Source organism: Paraburkholderia sp. CHISQ3, from assembly GCF_030464945.1.
GTDB lineage: Bacteria > Pseudomonadota > Gammaproteobacteria > Burkholderiales > Burkholderiaceae > Paraburkholderia > Paraburkholderia megapolitana.
This window is the reverse complement of record NZ_JALPRG010000005.1, coordinates 197,526-213,167: the sequence shown is the minus strand read 5'-3', so window position 1 is coordinate 213,167 and position 15,642 is coordinate 197,526. Positions and strand designations below refer to the sequence as shown.

Here is a 15,642-nt window from a genome sequence, read left to right as displayed (position 1 = left end):
GCAATAACGCCGGCAACCCTGAATACATAGCGGAGACAACGCATGAACGCGAATACCCAGCCGGTTCCGGCTGCTGCATGGCTATCGAACCGGTGGTCGCAACTCGTCATCGGTATGTTGTGTATGGCACTCGTGGCGAATCTGCAGTACGCGTGGACACTCTTCGTCACACCGATGAACACGCGGCATCACTGGGGCGAAGCGTCCATTCAACTTGCGTTTTCTCTCTTCATTCTGACTGAAACGTGGCTCGTGCCTGTGGAAGGCTGGCTCGTCGACAAGTTCGGCCCGCGACCGGTCGTCGCTTGCGGTGCGTTGTGCGCGGGCATCGCATGGGTGATGTATTCCTGGGCCACGTCGCTGGCCGAGCTGTACACCGCTTCGGTGATTGCCGGGATCGGAGCGGGCGGTGTGTACGGCACGTGTGTCGGCAACGCGTTGAAGTGGTTTCCGGACCGGCGCGGTCTCGCCGCGGGGTTGACCGCGGCCGGTTTCGGCGCGGGCGCCGCAGTCACTGTGATTCCGATTGCCAACATGATTACGCGCTCCGGTTACGAGCACACGTTCTTCTTCTTTGGCATCTTGCAGGGCGTGTGCATTTTCGTACTGGCCCTGCTGCTGAAAAAACCCGTGGTGCGCAAGGTGTCGGCCGTGAAGAGGCGCTTCGCGGTGACGAAGATCGACTACACGCCGGGGCAGATGATCAAGACACCGGTGTTCTGGGTGCTGTATCTATCGTTTGTCGGGGTCGCCGCAGGCGGCTTGATGGCGACCGCGCAGATCGGCCCGATCGCGAAGGACTGGGGCCTCGCCCGCATTCCGATGAGCTTCTTCGGCATGACGTTGCCGCTGCTCACCATGACGCTGTCCATCGATAACATCTGCAACGGCTTCACGCGGCCGCTGTGCGGGTTCATCTCCGACAAGATCGGTCGCGAGAACACGATGTTCATGATCTTCATCGGCGAAGGGCTCGCGCTGCTCGGGATGATGCAGTTCGGTACGAACCCGTACGCGTTCATGACATTCGCCGCACTGATCTTCCTGTTCTGGGGCGAGATCTTCTCGATCTTCCCCGCAACCTGCGCGGACACCTTCGGCAGCAAATACGCCGCGGCGAATGCGGGCACGCTGTACACGGCGAAGGGTACGGCTGCGCTGCTTGTGCCGATCGCGTCGGTGCTGTCTGCGACCGGCGGGTGGAATGCGGTGTTCGTCGCGTCGGCGGTGATCACGATAGCCGCCGGTGTCGCCGCGAAATTCATCCTGGCACCGATGCGCACGCGGTTGATCGAAGCGAGCGATAAGCCTGCGGTCAGTACGCTCGGAAACCCCTCGCGTCTTAGCCACTGGCCGGAGCAGACCGGTGAATAGCGAATAGTGAATCGCGATCGTAGTCCCGACAGGTAACCCGATGAACGTATCGCTGCAGCAGTTGCGGGTTTTCATCGCCGTCGCGCGTCAGCGGAGTTTTACCCGCGCGGCGCGCGAATTCGATTTGACGCAGTCGGCGGTAAGCCGCTGCGTGCGTGAACTCGAAGAAGCCATCGACCTGCGGCTCTTCGATCGAACCACCCGCCAGGTCGAACTGACGAGCGCCGGCGCGAGTCTCGAGCGACGCATCGGCCGGCTGCTCGACGAAATCGAGCTAACCCTGCGCGAAGAGCGCGCCGCGAACGAAGGGCACACCGGCGTGGTCGTGATCGCGTGCTGCCCGGTGCTGTCGTCGAGCTGGTTGCCGGATGCGCTCGCGCGCTGCGCAGCCGCGTTTCCGGAACTGATCGTGGCAGTGAAGGACTGGTCGCAGGACGCGGTGATCGAGAGCGTCGAGCAGGGCGAGACCGACTTCGGCGTGATCTCCGCAATGACCTTGCCAGGTCCCGAGACACTGCATGTGCAGCCGTTGTTTGCGACGCCGCTGCGGGCGTTGTTGCCCATCGCGCATCCGTTGGCACACTGTGCTTCGATCGAATGGGAGGCGCTGAGTCATCTGCCGCTCATCACGCTGGATGCCGGGTCCGGCGTTCGCGTGGCGGTGGACAGTGCATTGCGGACCCATGGCGTGCGGCCGCGCGCAGTGCAGGAACTCGCACACGCTGCCGCAGTGCTGCGCATGGTCGAGCTCGAACTGGGTGTCGGCGTGCTGCCAGTCGACGCCCACGAAACTCTCGCAGCCACGCTCGTTGCGCGGCCGTTGCATCCGGAAGCGACGCTGACAGCCATGCTCGTGCGCCGTCGCAACCGCTCGTTGCGACCGAATGCCGAGGCAGTGTGGTCGCAGTTCGCCACTGGCAGCAAGCAAGTGAGACGCGCCGGCAACGCACAACACGTCCACCGCGACATCGACGACGCGAGCGCGGACAGTCCGCTCGACGACGCAACGCTACGTACGGCCTGAGGCACGTTTTACATGCCTGCCGTTCAGAATTTCCATGACCGAGCACGACGATGAACATGCAAACGGATCTCAAGCGCCACGATCTGCTGATCGACGGCAAACGGCTGCCGCCCGGCACCGGAGAATACTCGGTCGATATCGACCCGGCCACTGAGCAGACGATCGCGCTGGTCGCGCAGGGCAGCGCCGCCGATGTCGATACCGCCGTGCTCGCTGCACGCGCCGCGCTGAAAGTGTGGAACGGCATGCGTGCGGCCGAGCGCGGACGCATACTCAACCGCCTCGCGGACCTGATGCGTACGCATCAAGACGAACTGGCCGAACTGGAGAGTCGCGACGCGGGCAAGCCGATTGCCGCAGTGCTGCGCCAGGACCTGCCCGCCGCGATCGATACGCTTGCGTACTACGCGGGCTGGTGCGACAAGATCACAGGGCAGGTCGTGCCGGTGCGCCCCGATGCGCTGACGTACACGGTGCGCGAACCGGTCGGCGTGGTGGCGGCGATCGTGCCGTGGAATTTCCCGTTGATGATCGGCATGTGGAAGATCGCGCCGGCGCTTGCCTGCGGTTGCACGCTGATCGTCAAGCCTGCGGAAATCACGCCGCTTAGCGCGCTGCGCGTCGGCGAGCTGGCGCTCGAAGCCGGTGTGCCGCCGGGCGTATTGAACATCGTGACGGGCAAGGGGCGCGTGGTCGGCGATGCGCTCGTCGCGCACCCGGGCGTCGACAAGGTGACGTTCACAGGTTCGCCCTCGGTTGGGCGCGGCATCCTGCAGGGGGCGGCCGGTAACTTCAAGCGCGTCACGCTGGAGCTCGGCGGCAAGTCGGCGAACGTGATCTTCGCGGATGCGAACCTCGACAACGCGGTGCGGGCGGCCGCGTCGGGCATCTTCTTCAATACCGGCCAGGTCTGTTCCGCGGGCTCGCGCATTCTGGCGCAGCGCGAGATCTACGACGAAGTCGTCGAGCGGCTTGCCGTGCGTGCGAACGCGATCAAGGTTGGCGATCCGTCGCGGCGCGAAACGTCGATGGGGCCGCTTGTTTCGGCGGCGCAGATGAAGACGGTACTCGACTATGTCGACATTGGCCGCAGCGAAGGCGCGTCGCTGGTGGCGGGTGGCGCGCGCATCGGCGAGAAGGGCTACTTCGTGCAGCCAACCGTGTTCGCCAACGTCGAACACGAGATGCGGATTTCTCAGGAAGAGATCTTCGGGCCGGTGGCGAGTGTGATCCCGTTCGACGACGAGGCCGATGCGGTGCGGATCGCCAACGGCACGCTGTACAGTCTCGCAGCGGGGGTGTGGAGTGCCGACATCGGCCGCGTGCATCGGGTCGCGCGCGAGCTGCGCGCGGGCACCGTGTGGATCAATACCTATGGGTATACCGATGTGCGTCTACCGTGGGGTGGTTCCGGCGATTCGGGTTTCGGACGCGAGCACGGCGACGTCGCCATCGACAACTTCACCGAACCGAAAACAGTGTGGCTTGCGCTCGATCAGTGATCGCCCTGCAACGCCATCCGCTCGCGCAGTTTGATCAGCGCGAGCACGACATCGATGGCCGGTGTGGGTTCGCCGACCAGTCGGCCCATTTCCTGCACGACGGTCAGCAGCGGATCGATTTCCATTGGTCGCCGGTTCTCGAGATCGACGAGCGTCGATGTCTTGTGCGCGCCGACTGAACCCGCGCCGTCGATACGCTTCTCCATATCCACACGAAAATGCACGTCGAAGCGATCGGCGATCCGCTTCGCTTCCGTCATCATCGTGCGCGAGACGGCGCGCGTGCCGGGATCGCTGGTGAGGACATCGAGCGTGGCATGCGTGAGCGCACTGATCGGGTTGAAGCACAGATTGCCCCACAGCTTGAGCCAGATCTCGTCGCGAATGTTGTCGCGGATCGGCGCATCGAAACCGGCGGCCTGCATGATCTCGTGCAGCGCCTGGATGCGCGGTGTTCGTTCGTTGCCCGGTTCGCCGATCGGAAATTTCTTGCCGTATACGTGTTTGATCACACCCGGTTCGACGATTTCGGCCGCCGGGTACAGCACGCAGCCGATAGCCCGTTCGGGACCGAGCTTCGTCCATTGCGCGCCGTCCGGATCGATGCTGGCCAGACGCGTACCTTCGAACTTGCCGCCGTGCCGGTAGAAGTACCAGTAGGGGATGCCGTTGACGCCCGTGACGATCGCGGTGTGTTTGCCGAGCAATGGTTGCATCGTATCGACGACGCCCGGCAGCGAATGCGCTTTCAACGTGACGATCACATAGTCTTGCACGCCGAGTTCAGCCGGGTCGGACGTGCAGCGCACGCGTGCGCTGACTTCTTCGCCGTCGATCTGCAGCCGCGCGCCATGTTCCCGCATCGCGGCGAGATGCGCGCCGCGCGCGACGAAACTCACATCGGCTCCTGCACGCGCGAGCTGCACGCCCATCATGCCGCCGATCGCTCCTGCTCCGAAGATACAGATCTTCATGATTGCCGCCCCCTGACGATTAAAAACCGCTCGCCTGCCCGCGCGCGTCACGCGACGGGGGCGGGCCATGGTTGCAGAATAGGGGGAGCTTACGATTGATGACAGTTAAAGTTTCTCGCGAAAACCATTATCGATCGTTTATGGTCGATAGGTGCTTTCAACGATGCGGCGACACGTGCAAAACGTGTGGAAAGCCGCGTGCCGGAGCGGGCGTCAGGCGCGTCGCACCAGCAGGAAGCTGATGCCGATCGCACCGAGAAACGTGCCGCAGCAGCGGTTGAACCAGCGCCGCACCTTGCTGCGTGTGAGCCACTTGCCGAGGTACATGCCAGCCCACGAATAAAGTGCGATCGCGACACATTCAAGGACGAGGAAGCTCGCGCCCAGCACGGTGAACTGCGGCAGCATCGGCTTCGCGATGTCGACGAATTGCGGCAGAAACGCGGTGAACACCAGGATCGCCTTCGGATTGCCGGCCGCCACCAGGCACTCCTGACGCGCAATGCGCCACAGCGACGCATCGTCCTGCTTCGGTGTGTCCATGGGGCTAGCGTCGGAGCGCCACAACTGGATGGCGAGCCACACGAGATAAGCGGCACCGGTCAGCTTGATCGCGAGGAAGAATACTTCGGAGGCGTGCAGGACGACCGCGAGGCCCGTCGCCGCCAGCACCAGCATCAACGCAAACGAGACGAGACGGCCCGTACCCGCCACGAAGGCGGTCATGAAACCGTGCCGTGCCGCGACGTTGATCGATAGCAGGTTGTTGGGTCCCGGCGCCATGTTGATCGCAAAGCATGCGGGCAGAAAGAACAACCAGGCGGTAACGGACATGGCGACTCGCAGCGAAAGGGTTGAGCGGGAACTGGGGGATCGAGCCCGATTGTAGCGAACGGGCGCTGCTCGTCGCGAATGATCGTGATTCGCCGTGCTAGTTACCGAGCGCTCGCGCAAACGCCGCGTCGTCGATCAACACGTTCACGCTTTCTCTCACTGTGTCTTCGAGCGCGATGGGGTTGCTGGTGAATTTCGGCGCTTCGTGCCGGACCGTCTTCGCCGACGAGAAGACCACGCGGCCCGTTTGCGCATCGGTGACGATGTAACGAATGCGCAGTGTCCACCGTGCGGGCGACTGCTCGTCATCAACCGAGCATTTCTCGATCTGCCCGCTCAATACCCTGCTTTGCCCGGTCACGTCGAAGCCAGCGAGTTGCAGTTGCGCGGCGACCGCATCGCGCACGGCGGCGCGCACCTCCTGCTTCAGCAGGATGCCACTGACAGCAGTGTTCTCGATCCGGTGGGGCGACTGATGAAGGGTTTGCGCCGGCAGATAGACGAAGTCCTCCGCGGGTGCGATATGCAGCGAGCCGGTGGCGGGCACCGCGTGCGAACGATGGTGCCAGAAGCCGAACAGCGAGCAGGCCGGCAGCAGCGACAGCATCGAGACCGCGCAGAGAATGCGGCAGGGGGTGGAGAAAAGCAGTTTCACGGTAGCGGGCCGGTTCGAACTGGGAAAACATGTGCGCGTCTTGCTGCGATCCGCACACCACACACGAGGTTTCGAGCGCGCCCGGTAGCAGGGCCTGGACATGACGTGCGTCCGAAGCGGATGGTACCGTGCCCGTTGCCCGTCAGTCCATGCGGGCCGGATGACGGTGTGGTAGATCGCGCAGCACTGCGCGGCGGCACATTGTGTGCATGGCATAATCCCGCGGTCGCGTTTCCTGGTGTTCCACACCCGCTCTCCGCATGCCGCATCGCCGTTTTCAGAGGATCGGCAGTTTCCTTGCGTTGTTCGCCATGCTGCTGGCGACGCTCGCGCCCACGATTTCGCAGGCGCTCGAAGCGCATGGCCGGCTCGATACGGCGTTGCGCCATTACTGTTCGGTGCAGACGCCTGCGGACGGTACCGGGCGCAGCACACCCGATTCGACGGGGTTCCACTGGCAGGCATGCGGCTATTGCAGCCTGCTGTCCCATTTGCCTGTCGTGCCTGGCGCTGTTGCTGCGCCTGCGCAGGTCTCGACGTTCTCGACCCGTCTCGTTGTCCGCATGAGTGCGGACACGCGTGCCCAAACGGTACGTACGCCGGCCCAGCCGCGTGCTCCGCCTGCCATTGCACGGCTTTCATGAACGGTTTAGGGCAGCCCGGTGCGCATCACGCACATGGCGCTCATCCTTTTTCGAAAACTTGCGAACTGGCGGCGCTCGGGCAGACGAATGCCACACGCCGTTTCATATCGCGCGTACATAGTGACGGAGCAGTCGAACATGACATCGAACAAAATCATTCAATGGGGTGCGGCCATCGGCGCCGCATGCATCGTAGCCAACGCACACGCGGCCGGCGTGCACGCCGAACAGTGCTGGATTCGCGCCATGCCGGCGTCTGTGCCTTCGGCGGGTTACCTCGTGGTGGTCAACGACAGCGATGCGCCGCGCACGCTGACCGACATCGCGACGCCGGCGTTCGGCATGGCGATGATGCATCGCACGGAAAGCAACGGCAGCACGTCGACGATGGTCGACGTCGATTCGTTACCCGTGCCGGCACACGGGTCGGTCAGCTTTGCGCCGAAGGGGTATCACGTGATGCTCGAACAACCGGCGCATGCGCTGAAAATCGGTTCGACGTTGCCGCTGACGTTGAGCTTCGATGACGGCTCGAAGGTGACCGCGAACTGCGCGATCAAGTCGCCGGCCACACTGGGGCAGTCCGCGCAGTAAGGCGAGGCGGGTAGCGTCGCGGTTCGCGTGAAGGAGGCGGAGCGCGACGCGTTATGCGGGTTTGCGCGGTACGTCGCGACGTACTTGCGCGGGCGTGCAGCGCAGGATTTAATACGGGCTGCCATGGCGGGTGCAGCCACGGCAATTGCCCGGCCGGGCCACGGCTGAAAACGATTCAGCGCGGTGCCGCGGAGGTTCGTGGCGCGCCGCGCAAGCGCCGGCACAGGCGGTTCATGACGACTCAAACACGGAGCAGAGCATGAAGGCCAGTACCATCGCGGACCGACAGGCAGCCGGGCGCGCCGCGCGCGAACATTCGAAACGCTCGAGTCATCGCGCCGTCGGCGAGCTGCATCGCGATCCACTCGACCTGCTGCGCCTGAGCAGCGAGGGCCGCGTCGAACGGCTGGTGCCGCTGCGCTACGGGCGCATGGCCGCCTCGCCATTCGCCTTCTTTCGCGGCAGCGCGATCCTGCAGGCTCACGATCTCAGCAAGGTGCCGCATACCGGCCTCGTGATGCCGATTTGCGGCGATGCGCATCTGCTGAATTTCGGCGGTTTCGCCACGCCGGAACGGCAGCTCGTCGCCGATCTGAACGACTTCGATGAAGTCTCGCTAGGGCCATTCGAATGGGATCTCAAGCGGCTTGCCGCGAGCCTCGTGGTGGCCGCGCGGCACATGCGCTTCAGCCGCGGCACGGCCGCCGAGCTGGTGATGACCGCGATCAACGAATACCGCGACCGCATGGCCCAGTATGCGGAGTGCGGCGCGCTCGAACTTTGGTATGAAAAGATCACGTTCGACCGGATGATCGAATCCGCGTTGACGCCGGAAGGGCGACGCACGATCCGTCGCGGCATGGAGAAAGCGGCGGGCCGCACGCATGAAAGCATGCTCGACAAGATGGCCGAGCGCGACGGCGACACGTGGCAGATCCGCGATGCGCCCCCGGGTCTGTTTCATGTGCATGGCGCCAATACGCTGTTCGATGCCGGCGACGACTGGCTCAAGGTTGGTGGCTGGCAAAAGCTCATTGCGCGGATGTACGGCGATTATCGGAAGACGCTGTCGCACGAGCGTTGCGAACTGCTCGACCAGTTTGCGCTGCAAGACCTCGTGTTCAAGGTGGTTGGCGTGGGTAGTGTCGGGACGCGTTGTCTCGTGCTGCTTGGCGTCGATCATCATGACAAGCCGCTGTTTCTGCAGGCAAAGGAAGCGCGGCGATCCGTCGTCGCGCAGTATTTTGCGGCGGCCGCGCCGCGGCATGAGGGCGAGCGCGTCGTGTACGGCCAGCGTCTGCTGCAGGCGGCCAGCGATATTTTCCTCGGTTGGGCCACCGGCCCTGCGGGACGACACTTCTATTTCCGCCAGTTGCGCGACATGAAGCTGTCGGCTTCGATTGAACTGTTCGATAGCAGCTTGTTGCAAGGGTATGCGCGGCTGTGCGGCTGGATCGTCGCGCGTGCGCATGCGAAAGCAAGCGGCCAGGCGATCGAGCTTAGCGCCTACATGGGACGCAACGACCCGTTTGCCGAAGCGCTGACCGACTATGCGTGCAGTTATGCGGACCAGGTGGAGCGTGACTATGATCGCTTCATGAAGGCGTGCCGCAGCGGGGAGATCGAGGCGCGTACCGATGATGATATGGCGGCGGATTTCAGGGTTTAGCGTTATTACGCTGCGTGAGGAACGAACTGAAAACAATTCTCTTTTTTTGTAATCGGGCGCTGACTGCACTTCGCGGCGTATGCGGAATCGTCTGGAAGGTTTCCGGCATCCTCTGGGTGGCGTTCATGCTGCTCTCGCTTTACGTTCAAGGTACCGGTGGCCCCGCATTCCACTGGTTGTATACCGCGATCGTGCGGACGTTCGACCCTGATCCAGTGACTATCGGCTCCCTCATGTCCGTCATCAGCTACGTCGCGGCCTTGCTCTTCGAATATTCCGTCGCGACTGCATTGGCGCTGTGGGTTCTGCACACCGTGCTGCGCTACTTCTTGCTGCGCGACGCATACGATACCGTCGGCGTCATAGAGAGCCTGAGACAATCGGGTCTCCAGATAAACCGGACGCCGGTCATGTCAATGAAGATACGATTCGACGCACCGGACGGACCCATCGTCGTACGGCTGCGCAAGCTGATCGATCTCGGGAACATGCCGCGCCGAGGCGAGCGCGTCATGCTGCGCGTGAGCCGTATCGATCCGATCTGCGTCAAGTATCGAGGACCGACCTGAATCCTGGCGCACGTCGGCTCACTGGAACAAACCGGATGCGGTGATCTCGACGATCCAGTCGATAAACACCTTGACCGCGGCGCTCGCGTTTCGCCCGTGCGGATAGACGATGGAAACCGGCACGGGTGAACATCGCGCATCGGCCAGGACCTCTTTCAAACGCCCGCTGTGAAGATAGGGGCGGGCGGCAAACTCCGACAGCTGAATCAGTCCCAACCCCTCCAGGCCGCATTGCAGATAAGCCTCGGTTTCGTTGACCGAAAACCGGCTTTGCATCGTCATGGCGACGTCCTCGCCATCGACGCTAAAACGCCAATCCAGTGGACGACCGGTCGCATTCGCCAGGTAATTGACGACACGATGAGCGCCCAGGGCGTTCACAGAATCGGGCTCGCCGTGCTGCTCGAGGTAGCGCGGCGCCGCGCAGGTCAGCCAGTTCAACTGACCGAGTCGGCGCGCAACGAGCGTCGAGTCCATCAGCTCCCCACTGCGGATGACGCAATCGATACCGTCATAGATCAGGTCCGCGGGACGATCGCTGAGACCGAGTACGAGTTCGATGTCCGGAAAGCGTTCCTCGAATTCGAGCAGTCGCGGCAACACGATCGCACGACCGATTACGCCGGGCATATCCACTCGTACACGTCCGCGCGGATTTTTCGCATCCGTCGACAAACCGCTTTCCGCCTCGGCAATGTCGGACAGAATGGCCTGACACGATGCGAAGTAACGCGTGCCTGCGTCGGTCAGACTGAGCGTTCGCGTGCTTCGTCTGAGCAGCGGCGTGCCAAGATGCTTCTCCAGATTCTTTATCGTCGTCGTCACCGACGAGCGCGGCATCGACAAGGTCTCCGCTGCCTTACTGAAGCTCTGTGCTTCGACGACACGCACGAAGATCGTCATTGCCTGAAGTTTGTCCATGAGGGGCACGCGTAGCGGATTCGTTGACAGACGGTAGCAGGGTTCCCGAAGAGAGACTCATCTTACCGCCGCTGCGTGGCGGACCCGTCGCGGTTCGGCGCTCACGCAATCTGTATTCCGTCATGGCGAACAATGCGGCACGCGTGCGCCACTACACTCCAGCTCGTTCATCGGGCCTTCTCTCCGCTGTTTTTGCAGCGGGATGCGAATGCACTCTCTTTCAACGATCTTCTTCCCTGCGAGGAAAACACACATGTCGCGGAACCAGACAATTCTCGTTCTAGGCGCAGGCGAACTCGGCATGGCCGTGCTGCTTCGTCCATCGACGATCGACTCCAGCGATGCCGTCAAACAGAAAGACATCGCAGAGTTGCGCGCGTTGGGCGTCGAACTGGTTCCTGGCGATCTGGCGACGCAACCCATAGCTGCGCTCGCCGATGTCTTCGCCCGCTTCGACACGATCATTTCCTGCAGCGGGTTTGCCGGCGGACGGGATACGCAACGCAAGATCACGCGCGCGGTGCTGGACGCAGGCGTTAAACGGTACGTGCCGTGGCAATTCGGTGTGGACTATGACGTCATCGGCAGGGGAAGCGCACAGGACCTGTTCGACGAACAACTCGACGTGCGCGACCTGCTTCGCTCGCAAGAACAGACGCAATGGATCATCGTCTCGACCGGGATGTTTACGAGCTTCCTGTTCGAGCCATCGTTCGGTGTCGTGGATCTGGCAGGGAACGTCGTACATGCACTGGGTAGCTGGGACAACGCGGTAACGGTGACGACCGCCGAAGACATCGGTGCCTTGACGTCCGCCATCGTGTTCTCGGAGCCGGCAATCGTGAATCAGGTTGTGCGCGTCGCGGGCGACACAGTGACTTATCGTCAGCTCGCGGATACGGTCGACAGATTGCTGGGTCTGAACCTTCGTCGCACGGAATGGAGTGTGCCGGAACTGAGACGTCAACTCGGCGAAGACCCGCACGATGCGATCAGAAAGTATCGGGTCGTATTCGCCGAAGGGCGTGGGGTGTCGTGGGACAAGAAGCAGACCTTCAACGCGCAACGTGGGATGACGGTTTGCCGGCTCGAAGACTGGGTGCGCGAAAACCTGCAATCGGGCGACGGTGTTCCGGTTTAACCGGGCGCTGGAATTTGTGACGAACGAGCCGCTGTTGTATGGTGCGAAGGCGAAGCAGTCGGATCCCGACTGAACGATCCGCTGTCGGCGGATCTGAAATCGCTGTTCGCGAACCCGCAACCACTGCGCGCTCGACCGGATCGATTGAATCGACTGTCGCACGCATCGCCGGACGCGGATGGCCTACGTCTGCAAGGAGACATGTTGTGACCGAGGTTGCCGATTCGAAGAAGACGAAGAAGATTGCGCTCGTGACCGGTGCCAGTAGCGGCATCGGCCTGTCATGTGCCCGTAAGTTGCTCGCGCATGGCTATACGGTTGTGCTGGCCGGGCGCCGTCAGGCGCTGCTCGACGAGGTCGCCGACGCGGCGCGACAGCGCGGCGAAGATGCGCTGGCCGTCGCATGCGATGTGACCGACGACGCGAGCGTGACCGCACTGTTCGATACGATCCGGCAGCGCTATGGGCGACTCGATGTGCTGTTCAATAACGCGGGCCGCAGCGGGCCACCGGTCGAGATCGACGAGATCCCTGTCGACGAATGGCGTGCCGTGGTCGACACCAATCTGACGGGCGTTTTTTTGTGCACGCGCGCAGCGTTCGGGATAATGAAGAAGCAGTCGCCGCAAGGTGGCCGGATCATCAACAACGGCTCGATCTCGGCGCACGCGCCGCGCCCCTACAGCATCGCCTACACGGCGACCAAGCACGCGATTACCGGGCTCACGAAGTCGGTGTCGCTCGATGGTCGGCCGTACGACATCGTGTGCGGCCAGATCGACATCGGCAATGCCGCCACCGAGATGGCGGCGCGCATGGCGCGCGGCGTGCCGCAGGCGAACGGCGAGATCGCCATCGAACCGCTGATGGACGTCGAACATGTCGCCGATGCGGTACTGCATATGGCCGAACTGCCGCTGTCGGCGAACGTGCAGTTCATGACGATCATGGCGAGCAAGATGCCGTTCGTCGGCCGCGGCTGACGTTCGGCCTGAGTCGTGGCGGCGCGCGGCATGCTGCAGCCGCCCGACTTATACTGCTGGCTTCCTGCGCACGTTGCTGTTTTTGTTGCCGTGTCGAAACCATCACCCGACCATCTGTCCGCGGACGATCCACCGCCGCAACCGCCGAGGCGTCCCGAACCGGACGACTGTTGCCGCAGCGGTTGCGAGCCCTGCGTCTTCGATCTGTACGACGAAGCCGTCGAGCGTTATCGCGTGGCACTTGCCGCATGGCAGGCGCGCCAGGCATCTACGTCACGGCGATGAACATGCGCGCGCCGTTGCCCCATCCGCTGGTTTTTGCAAGCCCAAGCTCAAGACCATGACCGAATCGCAATCCGCGTTTGCCGATACATCGACGCTGGCCGACCTGTACGACTTCGTGCAGCGCCATCCGCGTCTGTTCGTGCTGACCGGCGCCGGCATCAGCACCGACTCCGGCATCCCCGGTTATCGCGACGAGAACGGCGCATGGAAGCGCTCACCGCCGATCACGCTGCAAGAATTCCTCGGCTCCGTCGCCGCGCGTCAGCGCTACTGGGCGCGCAGCACGGTTGGCTGGCCTGTCGTCGCCGACGCGCAACCGAACGATGCGCATCGCGCGCTCGCGCGGCTCGAAGCGGCGGGGTACATCCCGACGCTCGTCACGCAGAATGTCGACGGCCTGCATCAGCGCGCGGGCAGTCATGAGGTGATCGAATTGCACGGTGGAATCAATGGGGTGACGTGCCTCGATTGCGGGGCGCAGCATGATCGCGCGGCGATCCAGCACACGCTCGTCGCCGACAATCCCGGCCTGCTCGATGCGATTGCCGAGCCGGCCGCCGACGGCGACGCGCATCTCGAATGGCACGATCTAGATGGATTTCGGATTCCGCCGTGTCCGGCGTGTGGCGGGTTGCTGAAACCGTCGGTGGTGTTCTTCGGCGAAAGCGTGCCGCGCGAACGTGTCGAGCAGGCGAGCGCAGCGCTCGAAGCCGCCGACGCGATGCTCGTGGTCGGTTCGTCGCTGATGGTGTATTCCGGTTATCGCTTCTGCGTGTGGGCGCAGAAAATGGGCAAGCCGATTGCGGCGTTGAATCTGGGACGTACGCGGGCCGATCCGTTGCTTGCGCTGAAGGTCGAGGCGCCGTGTGTGCCGACGCTGACGGCGCTGGCCGAGCGGCTCGCCGCGGCCTGAGCGCGTTCGCGCACTGCGTGCGGCACACGCCAGATAGTCGATAATGACGCACCCGTGCACCCAAACGCTTCACAGCGCTTTCACGATCACGACCCGCATCCGGAGCCGCCCATGCTGACGACGCTCGAACAACTCGAAGCCATCTACGGTCAACCTCACGAACGCTCGCTGCGCAAAGAGATTCCGTTCGTCAACGAAGACTACCGGGCGTTTATCGAGCATGCGCCGTTCGTCGTGCTCGCAACAGCCGGCCCGGAAGGGCTCGACTGCTCGCCGCGCGGCGACGCACCGGGTTTCGTGCGGATCGTCGACGAACGGACGCTCGCGATTCCCGATCGTCTCGGCAACAACCGCATCGACAGTCTGCGCAATATCGTCAGGGAGCCGCATCTCGCGCTGCTGTTCGTTGTGCCGGGCGTCGGCGAAACACTGCGCGTGAATGGCCGCGGACGCATCACCGACGATTCCGAGTGGCTCGAACTGTTTGCGATCGATGGCAAGCTGCCGCGCACGGTGCTGCTGGTCGACGTCGATGCCGTGTATTTTCAGTGTTCGAAGGCGCTGGTGCGCTCGAAACTGTGGGACCCCTCGCACTACGTGGACCGTTCGCGGCTGCCGAGCACCGGCGCAATTCTTGGACGACTCAGCGACCCGGCGTTCGACGCCGCGGCCTACGACCGCGACCTACCCGAACGCGTACGCGCGACCCTCTACTGAGCGTTACCGATGACTGCTTCGCCCCCAGACGCACGACAACACTCGCCTTCGGCACAACGCAACCGCGAGCCGATCCTCGCGGTACTGCGCGACGTACTCATGCCGAGCGCACACGTACTCGAAATCGCGAGCGGTACCGGCGAACACGCGATGCATTTCGCCACCGCGTTGCCCGACGTCGAATGGCAGCCGAGCGATGCGGATGCGGCGGCACGTGCGTCGATCGCCGCGTGGATCGCGCATACGGGCGTGTCGAACGTGCGTCTGCCGCTCGATCTCGACGTGCGCCGCGTGCCATGGGGTATCGAGCGTGCGGATGCGATCGTCTGCATCAACATGCTGCATATTTCGCCATGGAGCGCCGCCGAGGCACTCTTCGACGGTGCGTCCCGCCTGCTCGGGCGTGACGCGATCGTGTTTCTGTACGGTCCGTACCGGCGCAACGGCGCCCACACGGCGCCGAGCAACGAAGCCTTCGATTACCAGTTGCGTAGCCGCGATCCCGCATGGGGCGTGCGCGACATGGAAGCGGTCGTTGCACTTGGCGCTGCGGCAGGCTTTACCTGCGACGAACCGCTGCCGATGCCGGCCAACAATTTCAGCCTGGTATTGCGTCGCAGCTGAGTCTGCCCGCAACCCATCCGCAACCCGCCCAGCGCCGCCACGGCGCGATGCGGGCCGTCATTCAGCCCGAAGCACACCCGACCTTTCGCCGCAGAAAGCCCCGCGATCCTGCCAGGAAGCAAGCGGCCGCGTGCCATTTCTTTTATCCTTTCATCCTCGACGCCCCGCGACCGCTATACGCGACGGGGCATCCCGTTTTCTGGAATCTGGAGAGTTCAC

At 63.2% G+C, this 15,642-nt stretch carries 17 protein-coding genes; 13 read left to right on the top strand and 4 right to left on the bottom strand.

What is annotated here, in order from left to right:
* Window positions 1–42 precede the first annotated feature (42 nt).
* Genes oxlT through M0D65_RS13645 form a run of 3 tightly spaced genes read left to right on the top strand, consistent with a single transcriptional unit; the run spans window position 43 to window position 3,900 of the window.
* Window positions 43–1,374 carry an oxalate/formate MFS antiporter gene (gene oxlT, locus M0D65_RS13655; protein ID WP_266253146.1) on the top strand — a complete coding sequence of 444 codons (1,332 nt, stop codon included), beginning with the start codon at window positions 43–45 and terminating at the stop codon, window positions 1,372–1,374.
* Window positions 1,375–1,414: 40 nt separating this feature from the next.
* Window positions 1,415–2,398: a LysR family transcriptional regulator gene (locus M0D65_RS13650; RefSeq protein ID WP_266253145.1), complete on the top strand. Its 984-nt coding sequence runs from the start codon at window positions 1,415–1,417 to the stop codon at window positions 2,396–2,398.
* Window positions 2,399–2,448: 50 nt separating this feature from the next.
* The gene (locus M0D65_RS13645) at window positions 2,449–3,900 is read left to right on the top strand and encodes an aldehyde dehydrogenase family protein (RefSeq protein ID WP_266253144.1); all 1,452 of its coding nucleotides are present in this window, start codon (window positions 2,449–2,451) and stop codon (window positions 3,898–3,900) included.
* Here the strand turns inward: M0D65_RS13645 and M0D65_RS13640 are convergent.
* The 3 genes from M0D65_RS13640 to M0D65_RS13630 form a co-directional block, all read right to left on the bottom strand.
* Window positions 3,894–4,874 carry a 2-dehydropantoate 2-reductase gene (locus tag M0D65_RS13640; RefSeq protein ID WP_266253143.1) on the bottom strand — a complete coding sequence of 327 codons (981 nt, stop codon included), beginning with the start codon at window positions 4,872–4,874 and terminating at the stop codon, window positions 3,894–3,896. The genes M0D65_RS13645 and M0D65_RS13640 overlap by 7 nt on opposite strands.
* A 213-nt stretch (window positions 4,875–5,087) precedes the next feature.
* Entirely contained in the window at window positions 5,088–5,708 is a 621-nt protein-coding gene (locus M0D65_RS13635) for a LysE family translocator (RefSeq protein ID WP_266253142.1), read from the bottom strand.
* Between the two features lie 97 nt (window positions 5,709–5,805).
* A complete protein-coding gene (locus M0D65_RS13630) occupies window positions 5,806–6,363 on the bottom strand; it encodes a hypothetical protein (RefSeq protein ID WP_266253141.1) in 558 nt (185 codons plus the stop codon).
* 260 nt (window positions 6,364–6,623) lie between these two features.
* Here M0D65_RS13630 and M0D65_RS13625 point away from each other — a divergent pair, with 260 nt between their 5' ends.
* From M0D65_RS13625 to M0D65_RS13610, 4 genes are all read left to right on the top strand, one after another.
* Window positions 6,624–7,007 carry a DUF2946 domain-containing protein gene (locus M0D65_RS13625; RefSeq protein ID WP_266253140.1) on the top strand — a complete coding sequence of 128 codons (384 nt, stop codon included), beginning with the start codon at window positions 6,624–6,626 and terminating at the stop codon, window positions 7,005–7,007.
* Window positions 7,008–7,145: 138 nt separating this feature from the next.
* A complete protein-coding gene (locus tag M0D65_RS13620; protein ID WP_266253139.1) occupies window positions 7,146–7,601 on the top strand; it encodes a copper chaperone PCu(A)C in 456 nt (151 codons plus the stop codon).
* A 259-nt stretch (window positions 7,602–7,860) separates the two neighbouring features.
* Window positions 7,861–9,270 (top strand): DUF2252 domain-containing protein, encoded by a 1,410-nt coding sequence (locus M0D65_RS13615; RefSeq protein WP_091007907.1) that lies wholly within the window; start codon window positions 7,861–7,863, stop codon window positions 9,268–9,270.
* Between the two features lie 14 nt (window positions 9,271–9,284).
* Complete coding sequence (locus M0D65_RS13610; RefSeq protein WP_266253138.1) at window positions 9,285–9,839, top strand: hypothetical protein; 555 nt, start codon at window positions 9,285–9,287, stop codon at window positions 9,837–9,839.
* Between the two features lie 18 nt (window positions 9,840–9,857).
* Here the strand turns inward: M0D65_RS13610 and M0D65_RS13605 are convergent, their stop codons facing one another.
* Complete coding sequence (locus tag M0D65_RS13605; RefSeq protein WP_266253137.1) at window positions 9,858–10,760, bottom strand: LysR family transcriptional regulator; 903 nt, start codon at window positions 10,758–10,760, stop codon at window positions 9,858–9,860.
* 253 nt (window positions 10,761–11,013) lie between these two features.
* Between M0D65_RS13605 and M0D65_RS13600 the strand changes: the two genes are divergently transcribed.
* The 6 genes from M0D65_RS13600 to M0D65_RS13575 all read left to right on the top strand — a co-directional run bounded on the left by M0D65_RS13600 (window position 11,014) and on the right by M0D65_RS13575 (window position 15,423).
* Window positions 11,014–11,901 carry an aromatic alcohol reductase gene (locus M0D65_RS13600; protein WP_266253136.1) on the top strand — a complete coding sequence of 296 codons (888 nt, stop codon included), beginning with the start codon at window positions 11,014–11,016 and terminating at the stop codon, window positions 11,899–11,901.
* Between the two features lie 206 nt (window positions 11,902–12,107).
* Window positions 12,108–12,884 carry an SDR family oxidoreductase gene (locus M0D65_RS13595; protein WP_266253135.1) on the top strand — a complete coding sequence of 259 codons (777 nt, stop codon included), beginning with the start codon at window positions 12,108–12,110 and terminating at the stop codon, window positions 12,882–12,884.
* Between the two features lie 30 nt (window positions 12,885–12,914).
* Window positions 12,915–13,169 carry an oxidoreductase-like domain-containing protein gene (locus M0D65_RS13590; protein ID WP_266253134.1) on the top strand — a complete coding sequence of 85 codons (255 nt, stop codon included), beginning with the start codon at window positions 12,915–12,917 and terminating at the stop codon, window positions 13,167–13,169.
* A 55-nt stretch (window positions 13,170–13,224) separates the two neighbouring features.
* Window positions 13,225–14,082 (top strand): NAD-dependent protein deacetylase, encoded by an 858-nt coding sequence (locus tag M0D65_RS13585; protein ID WP_266253133.1) that lies wholly within the window; start codon window positions 13,225–13,227, stop codon window positions 14,080–14,082.
* Window positions 14,083–14,193: 111 nt separating this feature from the next.
* Entirely contained in the window at window positions 14,194–14,799 is a 606-nt protein-coding gene (locus M0D65_RS13580) for a pyridoxamine 5'-phosphate oxidase family protein (protein WP_266253132.1), read from the top strand.
* A gap of 9 nt (window positions 14,800–14,808) precedes the next feature.
* The gene (locus tag M0D65_RS13575; RefSeq protein WP_266253131.1) at window positions 14,809–15,423 is read left to right on the top strand and encodes a DUF938 domain-containing protein; all 615 of its coding nucleotides are present in this window, start codon (window positions 14,809–14,811) and stop codon (window positions 15,421–15,423) included.
* Window positions 15,424–15,642: the final 219 nt, after the last annotated feature.

Excerpts from the sequence above, each read along its gene's own strand:
- oxlT (WP_266253146.1), top strand. The coding sequence starts at position 43 with ATGAACGCGAATACCCAGCCGGTTCCGGCTGCTGCATGGCTATCGAAC.
- M0D65_RS13650 (WP_266253145.1), top strand. The coding sequence starts at position 1,415 with ATGAACGTATCGCTGCAGCAGTTGCGGGTTTTCATCGCCGTCGCGCGT.
- M0D65_RS13585 (WP_266253133.1), top strand. The coding sequence starts at position 13,225 with ATGACCGAATCGCAATCCGCGTTTGCCGATACATCGACGCTGGCCGAC.
- M0D65_RS13645 (WP_266253144.1), top strand. The coding sequence starts at position 2,449 with ATGAACATGCAAACGGATCTCAAGCGCCACGATCTGCTGATCGACGGC.
- M0D65_RS13605 (WP_266253137.1), bottom strand. The coding sequence starts at position 10,760 with ATGGACAAACTTCAGGCAATGACGATCTTCGTGCGTGTCGTCGAAGCA.
- M0D65_RS13580 (WP_266253132.1), top strand. The coding sequence starts at position 14,194 with ATGCTGACGACGCTCGAACAACTCGAAGCCATCTACGGTCAACCTCAC.
- M0D65_RS13575 (WP_266253131.1), top strand. The coding sequence starts at position 14,809 with ATGACTGCTTCGCCCCCAGACGCACGACAACACTCGCCTTCGGCACAA.
- M0D65_RS13625 (WP_266253140.1), top strand. The coding sequence starts at position 6,624 with ATGCCGCATCGCCGTTTTCAGAGGATCGGCAGTTTCCTTGCGTTGTTC.
- M0D65_RS13620 (WP_266253139.1), top strand. The coding sequence starts at position 7,146 with ATGACATCGAACAAAATCATTCAATGGGGTGCGGCCATCGGCGCCGCA.
- M0D65_RS13615 (WP_091007907.1), top strand. The coding sequence starts at position 7,861 with ATGAAGGCCAGTACCATCGCGGACCGACAGGCAGCCGGGCGCGCCGCG.
- M0D65_RS13635 (WP_266253142.1), bottom strand. The coding sequence starts at position 5,708 with ATGTCCGTTACCGCCTGGTTGTTCTTTCTGCCCGCATGCTTTGCGATC.
- M0D65_RS13600 (WP_266253136.1), top strand. The coding sequence starts at position 11,014 with ATGTCGCGGAACCAGACAATTCTCGTTCTAGGCGCAGGCGAACTCGGC.
- M0D65_RS13640 (WP_266253143.1), bottom strand. The coding sequence starts at position 4,874 with ATGAAGATCTGTATCTTCGGAGCAGGAGCGATCGGCGGCATGATGGGC.
- M0D65_RS13590 (WP_266253134.1), top strand. The coding sequence starts at position 12,915 with ATGCTGCAGCCGCCCGACTTATACTGCTGGCTTCCTGCGCACGTTGCT.